The sequence below is a fragment of the Sphingobacterium sp. UME9 genome, from assembly GCF_014170215.1.
Classification (GTDB): Bacteria; Bacteroidota; Bacteroidia; order Sphingobacteriales; family Sphingobacteriaceae; genus Sphingobacterium; species Sphingobacterium paramultivorum.
Genome location: NZ_LZZP01000003.1, coordinates 694,775 through 710,382, shown reverse-complemented (window position 1 = coordinate 710,382; position 15,608 = coordinate 694,775). Strand labels below are relative to the sequence as shown.

Here is a 15,608-nt window from a genome sequence, read left to right as displayed (position 1 = left end):
TTGCGCTAATATAACAGACGGGCAGCATCCATCATAGATGCTGAATAAAGAATAAATCACATGTTTGACGAGGTACGCTATGAGCGACTTAAAGCCGAAACGCATCCAACGATTAAGCAATTTATCCATTTAATTGAAAGCCATTGCCATGAACAGCGTGTGACTAAGTTTTATGCGAATAAACTTAAGGTCTCCGAGCAGAAACTCGCCTACCTCATTTTCCTAAATTTTAATATTTCACCAGTGGATATATTGCGATTTTTTTTGGTAAAAGAAATTTTGGATAAATTAGCTACCACTGACTTGCGTCTAAAAGAGTTAACCTATACGTTTGGTTTTAAATCACAGTCAAACTTTACAAAGTTTATTAGGACTTACACTGGTCTCACACCCAGTAGATATCGAGCATTAAAATGCGTTAAAGAGATATTGTTATTTCTAATTATCTCAGTTTTCGAAAGTCACTTGGCGTTAAACTGGTCTGTTGTTTAAAAAAACGGGTAAAATAAGCCGAATCTGCAAATCCTAGTTCAAAGGCAATTTCTTTCACGGACAGATCACTCTGATCCAAAAGTTTTTTTGCTTCTTCGATAATTTGATCATAAATCAACTGAGCAGCAGTACGTGAAAGCGCTTTCTTACAATTATTATTTAAATGATTATACGAAATGTTCATTTCCTTGGCATAGAAAAAAGCCTTTTTTTGAACTTTGAAATTTTCCTTTACCAATCTCCTGAACTCTTCTAAAATCTTATTTTTGCCTTGTTCATCAATTGCTAAATACTTAGAAGCCTCACGGTCAACCATTTCACCTATTATTCTTAAGTGCAATTTGAGAATATTCATATTGCTATCTTCATTGTTTAATTCATTGCGTATAGCCAAAAACTCATTATGGATACGCTGAAATCCAATGTCACATAGTTTAATAACAGGTTGATAATTAAAGAAGGTGTACATAAGCTTAAATTTGCTGGCTAAGGCATTAAAAAGCATCCGGTCAATGACGATACTGTAAAGTATGGAAGATCTATTTAATTGTATCTCCTGCTTTTGACCCGGAAAAACCAGATGAATCTGATGGGCATCCATTGGATATTTAGTTGAATCTATGGTATGATAACCGTTTCCTTTGACACTTAAGATCATGGTAAAGTAGTCAAAATGATCAACTTTTGGCCATTTTTCAATTATATGATTATTCAATTCATTAAAAACAATTGACATATCTAGCCCCTTTGAACTTCGATCAAATGAAGTAAAATTTTCATTCATGATTTATCTATTTTATCCCTTTCCCTTAAAATTTCCGACCCAATTTACACACCCCAGGAGCTATTCTAATGCATCGGAAAAGTCAAATTTATCATATACTTTTAATGTTTTCCAATAGGCAAAAAAGAGGATTTATTGGGAGTTTTATAGATTTCTTAAATAAAAGAATACACTTTTATAACATTGTTTATCAATACATTAAATCTATTTACCATTAAAATGCTGTATAAAAATTTACCCGTATTAAACACTATTTATGTTATAATTTATGCAACGTTTTTCATGATATTGATAACACTTTTTCGTGTTGTCTCCAATGTCCTCCATTGAAAATAACAGGAATCTTAAGACTCCATGCTACAAGTTTATTTGACAACTTTGAGCAACAATTTTGTTTTTAATTTGAATTGTACAGGAGATTGTTCAAATAGTACAAGCAATTCAATTAAAAGTCCTCGTATTAAAGTCTATATCCTTACTAGTTTTGCCAAAGTTAATTTGATAGGTTCTAATTACATTTCCTAATGTATATACCTTATCCTCCATCAGTTAACAGTTTAAGTAATACAATATATAAATGATATGGAAAACAAAACAAAAAGGAAACTAGCGTACCTAGCCCCCAAAATCTTTGTTGAACAAGTTGAAATGGAACAGGGCATTGCCGCTGGATCAGCGGACATCAACACTGGAAAGGACAGCCAGACCCCACGAGAAAGAGAATGGGATAGCAATTGGTCAAATGGTAAGGACTTCGATATTTAATCGTTAAAGAAAAATTATGAAATTAAGTTATTATAAATTAAAATGATCTGTAACGGCCTGTTTAATTACCCTAGTTGCAGCGTCATGTTCTTCGCAGAAAGAGAAAAGTGAGCTTCCATCAGGTGATTTTAATGTTACTATCCGCTCGGTCAAATTCACCGATGATGATAATGTGGTTACTGTTAATACAAACAAAACATCAGAAGGATCAGATAAGCTATCGGCAACTGCCAATGCAACAAACCAGCGTGCTCAAGCCTCATCCGGTATTCAAAGTACAAATGAATTTGACTTCAGTACCGATTTAGTGACAAATGCCCTTGCCAATGATCAGGTCAAATCCATTAAAGCATCAACTACTGGAAATGGAAAACTTAGGGCAGCAGACGTCCCACTGGGAGGTAACAAAAAGTTTAGGTTGATTTTTATGCAGGACGGTAATTCAACACCTGTATACAATGGAATTTTAAGTGCCGGAGAGGATCCACAGCTCAAGGTAGCCGCCAACAAAAAATACTTTTGGTATGCGATCTCCATTAATGATCCGAACACGGCCCCTAATATAGATGGCTCTGGAAATATCGCAGCATCAGCGTTAACGAACAAAGATTTTATGTTTGCTTCGGGTGAAATTACAACCAAAGAGGATGCCAACTACCTGGATATTATCTTTTTGAGACAAATGGCTGCTATCAATGTCACATTTAATACGCGTGGTATATTTGGTGGCATCACCGACAACTCTACTTTTTCGATAGGTTCAGGGACGGGATCCTCTTTTACAAATATCATTCAAACGGGTACCTTTAACGTTTTCAAGGGTAGTTTTTCCAATTTTCAGGATACAGATCCTATTAAAGGATCTGAAATGACAATTGTGGATAGCAGATGGGGAAATGCAGAAAAGACTGCTCTTTTCTATTCAGCCAATACCTCGACATCTATTCCCGCAAACAACTTGCGTGTTCGGTTAAATGCATTGGGTATAAACCTGGACGACGGAACAGTGCGAAATTTTTCTTCAAATACAATTGTTCCCATCGCCAATGGCAGTGCGCTAACTTTGACAAAGGGAACTTTGTCTAAGACAAACGTTAGGCTGATCGAATCTGGAATTAATGTAGGCGGTGTCATATGGGCACGCACGAATCTAATTTACGATGCAAACAAGCTTTACGGCGCGTCATATACTAGAGGCAGCTCTGATGCCTATCGTTTTAGAACGAACAATGAATATGCGAAACCAAATCCGAATATTGAGTTCTGGAATTTTGGAACAACGACACCAACCGGAACCGGATACGCTACAGTGGATCCCTGTTCACGGGTCTATCCGGAAAGCACATGGCGTCTCCCGCAGGAGCTTAACAATCCGAAAGAAATGACCAATCTGGCTAATAATACAAATCGGACCAATTCCATAAAGGCAGTTGCAGACGGTTATAGACACAGTCGCATTTGGCCCGGGTCGCAAGCGACTAATCCTGCCTATCCGGATAATAATCTTATCCTCTCCTATTACGGCTATCGGGCAACAAATGGAACGGTTCAACAACAACCCGCTGGCAATAATGGAACAGGCTGGCTGTTATATCAAAGTAATGAATATGCCCAAAGTGGAAACAATTCAACCTTGCTCCATGGCAAAGTAAGTAATGGTACATTTGGAGCGAATTCAATAGAAACAGTTTCTTATGGCAATGGTACCACAATTCGCTGTGTGAGAAGTTTCGTCAACAATTAATCTGGTATATTTAACATGTAAGATCCCCGGTATATTTGAATAATATGCTGGGGATATTTTTGAACATGATTTTTTCTCTGGTCTTTCTTATAAAAAACGCCCCTCTTAAAGAAGAGAGACAATACCTTGTTCTAATTCAACTGTGAAACTTGAAATTTTTGGTGTTAAATACTCTTTTTTTAATTGTTGTTCCTTATCCATAAGTTATTAATCTAAATATTTGTGTTTAATTATTAGTTACGCAGCTAAATATGTGGTCTTTAGCACCCTCAAAAGGCCCGCGTCTTCCGTATATAAAAATGCAAATTTCCATTTTATAGGGTCAAAACTAGCCCTGATCTTCCGTGAAGGACTGAGCATCGTCAGTCTTTAAGATTCCTATATATTCTCCTGAGCCTGCTGCAATACCTTGTTCTAATTCAACTGTGAAACTTGAAATTGTTGGTACTAAATACACTTTTCTGTCTTGATTTTCCTGATTCATAAAATTTTATTACTTATAAATTATTTATTGGTTTATTGTACGCAAAAATAAATATGTAATCTTTCAAGAAATAGGACTATAATTTAAAAAGCCTACACAATTATCTCTTTTACCTGTACAATCCCACAGGTATACAAGCACAGGTTCTTCATAGCGGGACGATTATTGTATCTAAATTTTTCAAGTACAGCTTCGAGCGAAAACTTCCGCCGCAATTCTGAAATGATTTTTATAATAAAAGGAATGAATTTGAATATAATCAGTAGATAAACTGAAATAATTTTACGGGTATTAACGTAACTAAATTTCCGACAAATCATAAAAACACAGAACACAAACAACCAATCGATTACAAACAACACAGGTTGAAAATTATCCAAAAAGACGGATCAGATACTATTATAACATCTTTTAGCAGTAAAGTTCATATGATTAGCCAGTACCAACTATTATTTCAAGAAGCTCCCATAACGGAGGATATTACAGGACAGCTTCCTGAAGACATCCTATATCCGCTAAATTCTGCTCAGCGTGTAATACAATACACATTCAAAAACGCTAGGCTAATCGGGCAGCAGCTTGGATTTGAAGATTTATTTTTTATAGAAAATTTTCAGCTTGACAGCGATTTGCCTTTTACCATTAAATATGAACTATTTGCGCAACGTATCTTCTTAACTTTCGCCATGCACAATGACATCATGTTCTCGGGCTCCGAAGGTAAAATGGCAACAAAAAAAGATCTTTCATTTCATTTTGCTATGGAAAAGGATGGCATTTATGAAGTTGAATGTGTCGCAGGTACAACGGTCCTGGTCGTCATATCTTTCGTGCCCGAATGGCTGTTAAAGGTCACCAAAGATTTCGGTAAGCTGAACCAGCTTATCCAACAGCTTTTGGATTCAGACTTACCTTATGACGTCCTCCCTGCAGGATCAATTGATGCACATATATTTGACTTTCTATTGAAAGTGCGCGAGTTTGATTTCAATAGCATATTTGCCCGGGAAAGTTTTTTCAGCACTTACCTCATTATGGGGTTCGGCTATCATGAGCAGCAGCTGATTAACTCTGGAAATATCAAAATATATGAATTTAAAAAGTATATCGATGACAATTACGCTGATCCAGATTTATCGTTGCGCCAAATCATTGCCGGCATAAACCTACCGGAACACACCATTAGGCGAAAATTTAAGAAAAGCTATCATGTTACGCCCTATTCCTATTGTCAATGGGTTAGGATGGTACACGCCAAAGACCTTATCCAGCAAAAACTGTTACCCATTAAAGAAGTCTGGCAAATGGTAGGTTTCAAAGACGAAAGTACATTTCGAAAAGCGTATCGAAAATTCCTCCCAGAGGCAAAAATCTAGTCCCAACCCTAGATTGGAAAATATTGACAACTTTCCATAATATGAAGCAAAAGTTGTCAATATTTGCCTTTCCTTAGCCATTCCCGAAAATTAACTTTGATTTATTAAAGGAAGATCAGCTACAAATGCTGCCTGATCAATTGATAAGACCGAACACTTATTATTACTCCTTTAGGGAAATTCACGACTTAAATTGATCATTTTGAAATGAAACAGATTCCAAATCCTAATTATTTAAAGAAATACCTTAACTCGAGCCCCCTTTATCCCTTTATCAATCAATATCAATTGCTGAACAAATTTAAATCGCTCTACCTTAAGCCGGGTCAGAAATGTGAGCTACCAAGCGCTTCGCTTGTATTTCTTGCCGAAGGTTTATTAAAACAATACCATAGAAATAACTCAAATGGAAACAATATACGTTTCATCCAATTTATTATGCCGGATACAATATGGTTATTTGAGCACAATCCCTGGTTCCCCATTGTAAAAGCATTGGAACCCACATGCCTTTTATACTTGCCAATTAATGAGCTGAACCCTTTTATGGCCGACAACAGTTCTTTTCAAATGGCGTTCAATGATGAGCTTAACATGGTATACCAAAGCGGATTCTTTTTATCAACATTCCTGCAGGAACTTAAATCTGCCGAAGAGCGGCTTTGTCTGTTAAATGAAGCATACGGTCAAAATCTTGTACATCTCAGCTGCAGGGAACTCGCCATTTATGCGGGAGTAAGTGAAGCAAATGCCTATCATTTTTTCAAACAATTGATTAACCGAAATTATTGATGAGTGGCATTTGTAGGATTAGCATTCTAATATAAAATGCTATAAATATAGAAATAAGCGTTTTAAGATTGCTCTTAAAACGCCTTGAAGTTAACGTGGTTATTGTACCATAAAAGTGTTCCCAACTTTTATCAACCAAGTCAGGCTAAATTAAAGGTTTTAAAGAAATAAGAGTTATAAATTATATCTCAAAGATTTCAAAATTTATAACGAAATATGTTCGCTACAAATAAACTGAGTTTTATTGGTCACGAAGCTAAATGTATGTGGACAACAGGTGGCCTACGAAGAAAAACGGAATAATCACGATTTTCAAAACATTTGGAATGATTTCGAATACCTCTTTTCAAACATTTTTTCGGAAAATTACAATTGTTATGAAATTGATAGCAATAGTAATGAATTTGATAAACAATATGAAGGGATAGAAATCTATTTTTGATCATTAGATTTCCCCATTTATCTATACAGAAAAACAAGTATTTTATCAGAAAAACCACCTGAAATATCTTAGATAATAACTTATTACGGATATCAAGTATGATTCTGCTAAAGTCTGAATTTCATATTTTAAAATCACAAAATTAAAACAGCTATGGAGAAGTTAAAAACTGAGGTAAAATTGGCAGATGACCAAGTTTCATATAGACAGATAGTAGGCGTAGATGAATTCAACAAAACATTGAACTGTACGTATTTTTTAGTCGTCCTTTTTTGTGAAGGAAGCGGTACGCATTTCATTAATGATATTCCCCATTCTATTGGTAAGAACCAGCTACATTTCCTATTTCCCGGTCAGAAACATCGCTGGACTACTGGACCGGAAACAGTCGCTCATAAAATTGTGGTTGGCAACAAAGTATTGGAAATGCTGTCTGGAATAAATGAATTTAAATTTATAACCAACAACTATGATCCGATTTTTCAATTATCTGCTCCGGTCTTTGAAATCATCAATAGTGAAATAGAAAACATTGAACGCGATCTCCTGTTTAAAGATGAGGAAACCAGAAGACAGGTGATTCATTTGCGCATGGATATTCTATCAGCAATTCTAAAAAAGGAAGCGGAGAATCTGATTGAAAAAAAAGTGGATATGGATACCAAACCACTTCTCAAAAAGTTCTGGAATCTCGTTCAGAAGAATTTTCTTATTGAAAAACAACCTAGCTGGTACGCAGGTCAGTTGATCGTTTCTCCCAATTATCTGAATATTTTATGTCAACGTCATTTAAACACAACCGCAACGGAAGTCATTCACAACCGTCTAACACAGGAAGCAAAAGATCAATTGAGGTATTCCGAAAAAACAATTAAAGAAATAACCTACAGCTTGGGATTCTATTCAGTCTCGGCATTTTCGAGATTTTTTAAAAATAGGACTGGATTTACACCTACAGAGTACCGGAATTAAAATAGCTGAAACTGTATTCTGCTGATATCGCTACATTTTTTGAAATAAAATGATTTCAATAATGAATGATCGTATTAAACACTACTTCTGATCTTATTCAGTCAGAAATGCTTTTAGTCCTGTTAAAACGTTTGATAATTTATATAACCAGCTTAGCCAAATCTGAGTATATTCCTTCCGCTAAGAATCAGGAAGAAAGGTTTCATATGATTCGAATATTCAACTTGCTCGTTGAAGCTAATTTTAAAATTGAGCATTCCGTAAGCTTCTATGTAGATCGATTATACAAACCTCCTAAGACCTTATCCAACCTATTTGCAATATACAATCAAAGTACCCCATCACAAATTATTCAAAAAAATGTGTTGATTCAAACAAAATTTCAATACTCAGTAACTTAGAGGGGATTGGCAATATTTCTTATATTATCAATAAATAAAATTAATAATCAATTTCCAAATTTAGATTATCATAAACAATCACGATTGCACTATAATTTTATGAAGGATTTATATTTTCATTATATTTACTTTTGAGTTAGATAAAACAAACTAATGCACAACACTTTAATTGATTACATAAATTCAAGAGTCTCAAGATCTTTACTACCCAATGAAATTGAGATTTTGAAAAATAACTTTGTTCCTCATAAACTCAAAAAGCGAGAGTTCTTTTTGCAGGAAAATGAAACTAGTAATTATATGGGATTTCTTATCAAAGGCTCCATGAAAAAATACAGTATAGACTCTAAAGGTACCGAGCACATCCTGAGCCTTTATATTGAAGGTTGGTGGGTAGGTGATCGTGAGAGTTTTACAAAACTCAGTCCTTCTTCCTTCAATATTGAGGCTTGCGAAGATACTGATTTACTTGTCTTAACCAAAAAAGCTGCAGACGAAGTATTCTCACTTCCTATCATGAATGAACTCACACGTCAATTGGATGAAAATTATTCTTTTGCAAGCCAAAAAAGAATCAATGCCGCCATAAGTATGACAGCTGAAGAACAATATAATATGCTTATTGACAGCTACCCTGAATTTTCACAGCGATTTCCACAGCACATGATTGCATCATATTTAGGAATCACCCAGGAAACGCTGAGCAGAATCCGATCCCGGGCTGTAAAAAAATAATCAGGCTTGATTGACAATAGGAATTACTTTTGTCCCGATTAATTCAATAGCTCTAAAAATATCATCTTTGCTGAGTCCCGGATTATCCATCTGAAATGTAAATCTTGATATACCACCTAATGCTTCGCTATGTCGTAAAATCTTTTCTGCCACTTCTTCAGGATCTCCAATAACATAAGCGCCTGTATGATCAGCTTGAGCTTCGAACATATCCCGTGTAGGAGTAGACCACCCTCTCTCCTTACCTATTTTGCCCATCATTTCCTGATATCCCGGAAAATAGAGATTCTTTGCTCTAGATGTTGTATCGGCGACGAAGCCTAGAGAATGTAACCCTACTTTAAGTTTATCTCGAGAATGCCCTGCTTTTTCTCCAGCTTCATAATATAAATCTATCAGTGGACGGAAACGATGAGTTTCTCCTCCGATAACTGCCACCATTAATGGTAGCCCCAGTATACCTGCACGTATAAATGATTCTGGCGTTCCTCCAACCCCTATCCAAATAGGTAACTGGCTCTGCACTGGTCTTGGATAAATAGCTTGATCCTTTAATTCAGGACGAAATTTCCCCTTCCATGTTACTGTTTCTTTTTCTCGGATTTCAAGAAGTAATTTAATTTTCTCCTCGAAAAGTGCATCATAATCCTGGGTATTGAATCCGAACAAAGGAAAAGCATCAATAAATGAGCCTCTTCCTGCAACAATCTCAGCTCGACCCTTGGAAATAATATCAAGAGTAGCATATTCCTGAAAAACCCTCACAGGGTCGGCTGCACTAAGCACTGTAACCGCACTTGTCAAGCGGATATTTTTTGTTCTAGCTGCCGCTGCTGCTAATATTACTGCTGGAGATTCATCCAAAAACTCCTTTCGGTGATGTTCACCTAACCCAAAGACATGCAGTCCTACTTGGTCTGCAAATTCTATCTTTGATAATAAGGTTTCCATCGCTTGTATATTTTCTTCCGGGCGCAATCCATCATTATAAGCGCCGGTAGCAATGAAACTATCTATCCCAATTTCCATAATTAATAATTTAATCTGTGTATTTTCCGTCTATTAAAAAGCTATTCAAATTTCCGCTTTTTTGTTAATCAGAACATTGATCTATATCAAAAAAAAGAATTCGATTACCTACCATATAATGTTAAAAACAAACAAAGGTTTTCGCTCAGTTTTATCTACCCTTATTATTTTTAAAGTATTTTATTATAAATTTGAGAGCCTAACACTTAGACAGAACAACCGTAAATCTATTTGGGGAAGCTAACCATATAAAAATGAAGTATAACAATACAATAGATCCTATCGAAGCAGGCAAACAGCTGATAGTCAAACAAAAGGGAAGACAGGGAGCATTGGTGGGTATTTTTATCGGTCATGCCATGATCTTATTAGGAGCTGTATTTATAGCACGGGCCATATTTGGTTTTTTAGAGCAGGATATGATAAATTCAGATGAACCTCCCTTAGCAATTTTTGGAATGGCTGCCGGGCTACCATTTATAATACTAGGCCTGTTTGTGCATATTGGAGCCAGCCGTAGATTTACAGGGAAACTATTTTCATCTCCCGGTATTGGATCCGGCACTGTTCTTTTCACAGGGTTTGCGGTTGGTGCGTGGTGGGGCGCACTATCCTTGCCAGCGCAGGGTGCATTATGGATTATCCCATCGATCCTGACTGTTATTGCCGGATTACTTTTAATAAATGGTATATTATTTAGAATACGTAAATCAGCAAGGCATAGTATGCTGGCCAATATAATAAAAGATGGAAAAATAACTATTGCGGTTATTACAGATATTCCAGAAATTGACGCTAGCTCCGGGGGGCTTATCGGAACAATTACGGTAAAATTCACCGACATGGCTGGTGTAGACCGCTGGGTACAAAAAATCGGGCAATGGAAGCGTGCCGATCTGCCAAAGACAGGAGATAAAGCAACTATACTTTATGATCCTGGATGTCCGGAAAATGTTTCCAGAATCTGGATAGGGCCTCCAGGATCAACATCAATAACAGATTTTACGCTTTGGCACTCATAAGAAATGTATCTTATTATTAGCTGAATTTAGGAAACTTATTAGACTTTTGAATCTTAACACTTTAATTACAATAGCTCAAATCCTGTTTCTAATTTAATGGAGAACTTAAAATAAAATAAGCAACAAATACTCCTGATCAATAAGAATAAAATGATAATGTTTTGTATAATTATGCAAATCTTGCCATAAGATAAGTGTATTTATTTATCCTTTTGATTACTTTGTATAGTACCAAAAGTCACAAAAAATGAACACAAAATTTGAAGCAGGAATTAATATTGCCATAAAAATTCCTAAAAGCAAATATGAAAAGACAGTCGTCTTTTATAGGGATGTTTTAAAGTTGAATGTGGAGGAAAAGCCGATTGACAACCCAACTGTATCCCGGACATGTGAAGTGAAATTCGGTCATAATATTATATGGCTAGACTGTGTCGACAATTATACACATTCTGAAACTTGGTTACAGCTTACGGTTCCTGACGTAGAAGAGGCTACAGCATATTTACTATCCAATGGGGTGGAAACCTGTGATGAAATTGAAGAGCTACCTGAAAATATGCATTGGATTACTGACCCAGCAGGGACAGTATTCAACTTACAACAAGCGCAAAAAAAATCAACGAAATCCACTGGGTAGCGTATTTTACAGATTTAATTGCTAGGGAATTGCAAGCTACAAAATAATGAATTAATTCATAGTAATAACTTACATATTAGGATTTACACGGAGCTTTTTAGAAACTAAAATTTGATCCTTTCAGAAAGTAGTAATTCGTATTAATAAGCGAAATTTGTATTACAAAATTAATGCAAATGGAAATATTAAAATTAAGTACCGAATGGACGAAGTCAGAACTATTCTCCGCTAAGATCGTTGGATTGTTCAGTCTTATCGTCCTTTTTAGCGCAATTGGGTTTGCTCTATGGGGAAAGACAGTAACAGCTAAAGCTTATGTGATTCCATTGATCGTTTCAGGTCTTTTTCTTGTAGCTGTAGGGATTGGCCTATATGCTGCAAATAAACCCCGTTTGGAATTATTTCAAAGAGAATACAACACAAATGCGAATAGCTTTGTTCAAAAAGAGATTGAACGTACCACAAAATCACAAAGTGATTTTAAAACGGTGTTCAAAGTATTGCCTCTAATTATAATTATAGCTGCAATTTTATTTATGTTTTTGCCATCAGCTTCAGCTACCTGGAGGGCAATAGCGGTTACGCTGATTGTCACTGCCGCTTTTCTACTGATCGTAGATAGCAATACTTCAGCAAGGAATGATTCTTATCGCGAACAGTTGATAAAATATACAATATCGTGGAAACAATAATACCCCAAAAAGATAATTCATTTGTTTACTCATGTACCTCAAAAGATCAATGGGGCTATGAACAATTTATATCCGAACATATCCTAGCCTTTCAATTATCAGGGGAGACTCATATTTTTCATCAGCAAGGAATTTTTGTACTGAAGAAAGGAAGAATGCTCTTGGCGCGTCGCAATCAATTTGCCAAATCGCTAAAAATTACTGCGACTGATAACGAATACAAGGCTGTTTCGATTATCCTGAAAACAGAAGATTTAAAAAAATATGCGGCAATCAACAATATTGTCTGTGATAAAAAGTATTCGGGTAAGAATAACATGGTATTAAAACCTGACAGTTATCTGAAAAGTTATTTTCAATCCTTAATTCCTTATTTGGAACAACCTGAAGTCGGCAATAGCAAAATGATTTTTTCCAAAATTACCGAGGCGATAGAACTGTTGTTAAATGTAAATCCTGACTTTAAAAATTTACTATTTGATTTTACTGAGCCACACAAAATCGATCTCGAAGATTTTATGCAGCATAATTATCACTACAATGTTCCCATAGAAAATTTTGCAAAACTTACAGGAAGAAGTATTGCGGCATTCAAGCGGGATTTTATTAAAGTATTTAATCTCTCTCCTGCTAAATGGCTGAAAGAAATGCGGCTGAAAGAGGCATATCGCCTTATTCATCAAGACAATAAAAGACCCCCGGATATCTATTTGGATTTAGGATTCGAAAACCTCTCCCACTTTTATACAGCGTTTAAAAATAAATACGGTGTTACTCCAACTGAAAGTTTAAAAATCAAAAAATAATACCGATGAACTACGAACAAAAAATTTTGGAAGCGGAGGACCGCATAGCCATTCGTGAATTAGTAGATAATTATGCCTTCTGCGCTGATACCAGAGATGCACAAGGTCAAATGGCTTTATTTATAGAAGACACCAATTTTGAAGTTTTTTACGACCCAAAATCAGGTATACCATCACAGGTCATCAATAGCAGAGCAGATCTGTTTCCTGTATTTGACAATCTCAATACATACATGAACACCATGCACTTTAATGGACAGAATTCCGTAAAACTAAGTGGTAATAATGCGACCGGTGTAGTGTACTGCATAGCCCATCATTTAACGATTGAAGATGGCAAACAAAAGTTGATGGTTGCAGCCATCAAATACCATGATACTTATATAAAGCAAAATGAAAATTGGCTTTTTGCAGAACGAAAGTTATTCGTGGATTGGATCGAAAACAGATAAAATGAAGTAAACCTTTAATTTTAATTATTCAAAGACGGGAACTAAAGGAAACGAAAGAAGAAAACCAACAAAATCCGAACAAAATTAGTTTGTTCGGATTTTATTGATAATAGTCTCAATTAACCCTTTGGTACAAATGTATTTCTTAAGACGTTCATATACGCTTCATCAGTTCCTCCATTGCGAATATCGATAAGGGGCTGAAGATCCGAACCAATCACGTAACGCAAAATAGCCGTATCATCTGTAGCTGCTTTGAAAATTTCTGCAGCGACATCTTTGGTGCTTGAACTACCGCCGCTATAAATACTTTTGAATACTTCATCCATATCTTGCAAATACGCGCTGTAATCTGTTAAGGATCCATCACTCGCAAAATTTGCTTTTGTAGTTTGCTCAAAGTTGGTAGCAATGTTTCCCGGTTCAATGATTTTAACCTTAATATTCTGTGAAGCCAATTCGAATGAAAGTGATTCAAAGAAGCCTTCTAAGGCAAATTTGGATGCTGCATAGGTTGAAACCAAAGGAACTGTTACGCGTCCAACGCCAGAGGTAATGGTAATAATACAGCCACTTTTTTGTTTACGGAAATATGGTAACAGTGCACGCGTAACTTCTAATGTACCGAAAAAATTAACTGCAAACTGACGTTGAATCTGTTCAGCTGTCGTGGCCTCAAATAATCCATGCTGCCCAAAGCCGGCATTATTTAGTAGAGCATCTATGGTCCCGAATTTAATAATGGCTTTGTCAATTATATTCTGAATATCTTTTGTATTCTCTACATCCAGAGGTAAAACCAATACATGATCTGTATTTTGTAAAATATTCTGCTTTTCAGGGTTTCGCATTGTCGCAACCACATTCCATCCCTCATTAGCGAAATATAAAGCAGTAGCTTGTCCAATTCCAGAAGAAGCCCCTGTGATAAAAATTGTTTTATTCATGCTATCTTTTTCTATTCTCATTAAATAGTTTATGCATTAATTCATACATTGTTTCCCGCAACTCGAAATTCACAAATTGTGAATCGGTTAAATATCATTTTCAGAAAAATAACGCTATGATTATTTTAATACATAAAGTATGAATGCTACCGATTCAACTGGAAGACCGATTGATTAATTATCTTTTAGAATTCCCTTTTGTGCTTAAAGTTGAAACAAGCTCCTCATATGTCGTGCAAACGTTAGATCATCCATTGACGTACGATCTTTGATCCAGCCTTTTGCATCCTCACCAACACTATAACGGAATTGATCTGAGCCATCTATTGCTGCTCTAAAAATCTCGTCCGCAACTTGTGTTGCAGAAGACACATTTTCTCCCATTTGACCGAGCTTTATCAAAGCAGCTTCACTAAATTCGTTATAATCTGTCAATTCAGGATTCACAGCAAAAGCCTGTGCCGATGTCTTGTGAAAGGGAGTTGCTACACCACCAGGTTCAACAAGTTTTATGCTGATGTTTTGCGAAGCTAATTCGTAAGATAAAGCTTCTGAAAAACCTTCCAATGCAAATTTTGAAGAGACATACATTGAAATCAATGGAATGCCAATTCGACCACCGGCTGAGCTCACGTTGATGATTGCCCCCCTCTTTTGTAGTCTGAATTGTGGTAAAATAGAACGAATCACGTTCATTGTACCGAAAACATTTACTTTAAACTGTTTTTCTATTTGTTCGGGTGTCAACGCTTCAAAAATTCCATATTGGCCAAAAGCAGCATTATTTACCAACAGATCCAAGCTTCCAAATTTCTGCAAACCTGCTTCTAAGCTGTGTTGGATTGAAGGAATATCTTCCAGATCCAAACGAGTTACCAATACATTCTCCAGTTGATTCAACTCATCTTCTGCCTCTGGATTACGCATTGTAGCAATTACATTCCAGTTATTTTTGGCAAAAAGAAGGGCTGTGGCTCTCCCGATTCCTGTGGAAGAGCCCGTAATTAAAACGGTCTTGTTCATATGTGAAATT

The 15,608-nt window shown here is 35.9% G+C and carries 17 protein-coding genes; 12 read left to right on the top strand and 5 right to left on the bottom strand.

The genetic code is table 11. The annotated features are described in order from the left end of the window. Window positions 1–60 precede the first annotated feature (60 nt). The gene (locus tag A9970_RS29005; RefSeq protein WP_182981456.1) at window positions 61–492 is read left to right on the top strand and encodes a helix-turn-helix domain-containing protein; all 432 of its coding nucleotides are present in this window, start codon (window positions 61–63) and stop codon (window positions 490–492) included. Here the strand turns inward: A9970_RS29005 and A9970_RS04390 are convergent. Next, window positions 443–1,276: a helix-turn-helix domain-containing protein gene (locus tag A9970_RS04390; RefSeq protein ID WP_182981455.1), complete on the bottom strand. Its 834-nt coding sequence runs from the start codon at window positions 1,274–1,276 to the stop codon at window positions 443–445. The two genes, A9970_RS29005 and A9970_RS04390, sit on opposite strands and share 50 nt — an antisense overlap. A gap of 582 nt (window positions 1,277–1,858) precedes the next feature. Between A9970_RS04390 and A9970_RS04385 the strand changes: the two genes are divergently transcribed. Next, window positions 1,859–2,041, top strand: a complete 183-nt coding sequence (locus A9970_RS04385) for a hypothetical protein (RefSeq protein WP_182981454.1) — start codon at window positions 1,859–1,861, stop codon at window positions 2,039–2,041. Window positions 2,042–2,213: 172 nt separating this feature from the next. After that, window positions 2,214–3,785: a hypothetical protein gene (locus A9970_RS04380; protein WP_182981453.1), complete on the top strand. Its 1,572-nt coding sequence runs from the start codon at window positions 2,214–2,216 to the stop codon at window positions 3,783–3,785. A 328-nt stretch (window positions 3,786–4,113) separates the two neighbouring features. Here A9970_RS04380 and A9970_RS04375 read toward each other — a convergent pair whose 3' ends face one another. Continuing rightward, complete coding sequence (locus A9970_RS04375) at window positions 4,114–4,269, bottom strand: hypothetical protein (protein WP_182981452.1); 156 nt, start codon at window positions 4,267–4,269, stop codon at window positions 4,114–4,116. A 365-nt stretch (window positions 4,270–4,634) separates the two neighbouring features. Here A9970_RS04375 and A9970_RS04370 point away from each other — a divergent pair, with 365 nt between their 5' ends. The 4 genes from A9970_RS04370 to A9970_RS04355 all read left to right on the top strand — a co-directional run bounded on the left by A9970_RS04370 (window position 4,635) and on the right by A9970_RS04355 (window position 8,987). Next, window positions 4,635–5,645: an AraC family transcriptional regulator gene (locus tag A9970_RS04370; RefSeq protein ID WP_201671231.1), complete on the top strand. Its 1,011-nt coding sequence runs from the start codon at window positions 4,635–4,637 to the stop codon at window positions 5,643–5,645. 207 nt (window positions 5,646–5,852) lie between these two features. After that, window positions 5,853–6,437 (top strand): hypothetical protein, encoded by a 585-nt coding sequence (locus A9970_RS04365; RefSeq protein ID WP_182981450.1) that lies wholly within the window; start codon window positions 5,853–5,855, stop codon window positions 6,435–6,437. Between the two features lie 595 nt (window positions 6,438–7,032). Beyond that, window positions 7,033–7,851 carry an AraC family transcriptional regulator gene (locus tag A9970_RS04360; protein ID WP_182981449.1) on the top strand — a complete coding sequence of 273 codons (819 nt, stop codon included), beginning with the start codon at window positions 7,033–7,035 and terminating at the stop codon, window positions 7,849–7,851. Window positions 7,852–8,405: 554 nt separating this feature from the next. Then, on the top strand, window positions 8,406–8,987 hold the full coding sequence (locus A9970_RS04355; RefSeq protein WP_182981448.1) for a Crp/Fnr family transcriptional regulator: 582 nt from the start codon (window positions 8,406–8,408) through the stop codon (window positions 8,985–8,987). On the opposite strand, the gene A9970_RS04350 is transcribed toward A9970_RS04355, so the two are convergent. Beyond that, window positions 8,988–10,016, bottom strand: a complete 1,029-nt coding sequence (locus A9970_RS04350; RefSeq protein WP_182981447.1) for an LLM class flavin-dependent oxidoreductase — start codon at window positions 10,014–10,016, stop codon at window positions 8,988–8,990. Window positions 10,017–10,270: 254 nt separating this feature from the next. Here A9970_RS04350 and A9970_RS04345 point away from each other — a divergent pair, with 254 nt between their 5' ends. The 5 genes from A9970_RS04345 to A9970_RS04325 all read left to right on the top strand — a co-directional run bounded on the left by A9970_RS04345 (window position 10,271) and on the right by A9970_RS04325 (window position 13,628). Next, on the top strand, window positions 10,271–11,038 hold the full coding sequence (locus A9970_RS04345) for a hypothetical protein (RefSeq protein ID WP_182981446.1): 768 nt from the start codon (window positions 10,271–10,273) through the stop codon (window positions 11,036–11,038). 247 nt (window positions 11,039–11,285) lie between these two features. Next, window positions 11,286–11,678 (top strand): VOC family protein, encoded by a 393-nt coding sequence (locus A9970_RS04340; RefSeq protein WP_182981445.1) that lies wholly within the window; start codon window positions 11,286–11,288, stop codon window positions 11,676–11,678. 176 nt (window positions 11,679–11,854) lie between these two features. Then, a complete protein-coding gene (locus A9970_RS04335) occupies window positions 11,855–12,370 on the top strand; it encodes a hypothetical protein (RefSeq protein WP_182981444.1) in 516 nt (171 codons plus the stop codon). Continuing rightward, window positions 12,358–13,176 (top strand): AraC family transcriptional regulator, encoded by an 819-nt coding sequence (locus A9970_RS28880; protein ID WP_182981443.1) that lies wholly within the window; start codon window positions 12,358–12,360, stop codon window positions 13,174–13,176. The genes A9970_RS04335 and A9970_RS28880 overlap by 13 nt, the downstream gene beginning before the upstream one ends. Before the next feature lie 5 nt (window positions 13,177–13,181). Further along, complete coding sequence (locus A9970_RS04325; RefSeq protein ID WP_182981442.1) at window positions 13,182–13,628, top strand: nuclear transport factor 2 family protein; 447 nt, start codon at window positions 13,182–13,184, stop codon at window positions 13,626–13,628. Between the two features lie 119 nt (window positions 13,629–13,747). Here A9970_RS04325 and A9970_RS04320 read toward each other — a convergent pair whose 3' ends face one another. Both A9970_RS04320 and A9970_RS04315 read right to left on the bottom strand, forming a co-directional pair. Continuing rightward, entirely contained in the window at window positions 13,748–14,575 is an 828-nt protein-coding gene (locus A9970_RS04320) for an SDR family oxidoreductase (RefSeq protein WP_182981441.1), read from the bottom strand. A gap of 204 nt (window positions 14,576–14,779) precedes the next feature. After that, entirely contained in the window at window positions 14,780–15,598 is an 819-nt protein-coding gene (locus A9970_RS04315) for an SDR family oxidoreductase (protein ID WP_182981440.1), read from the bottom strand. Between the last annotated feature and the right edge of the window lie 10 nt (window positions 15,599–15,608).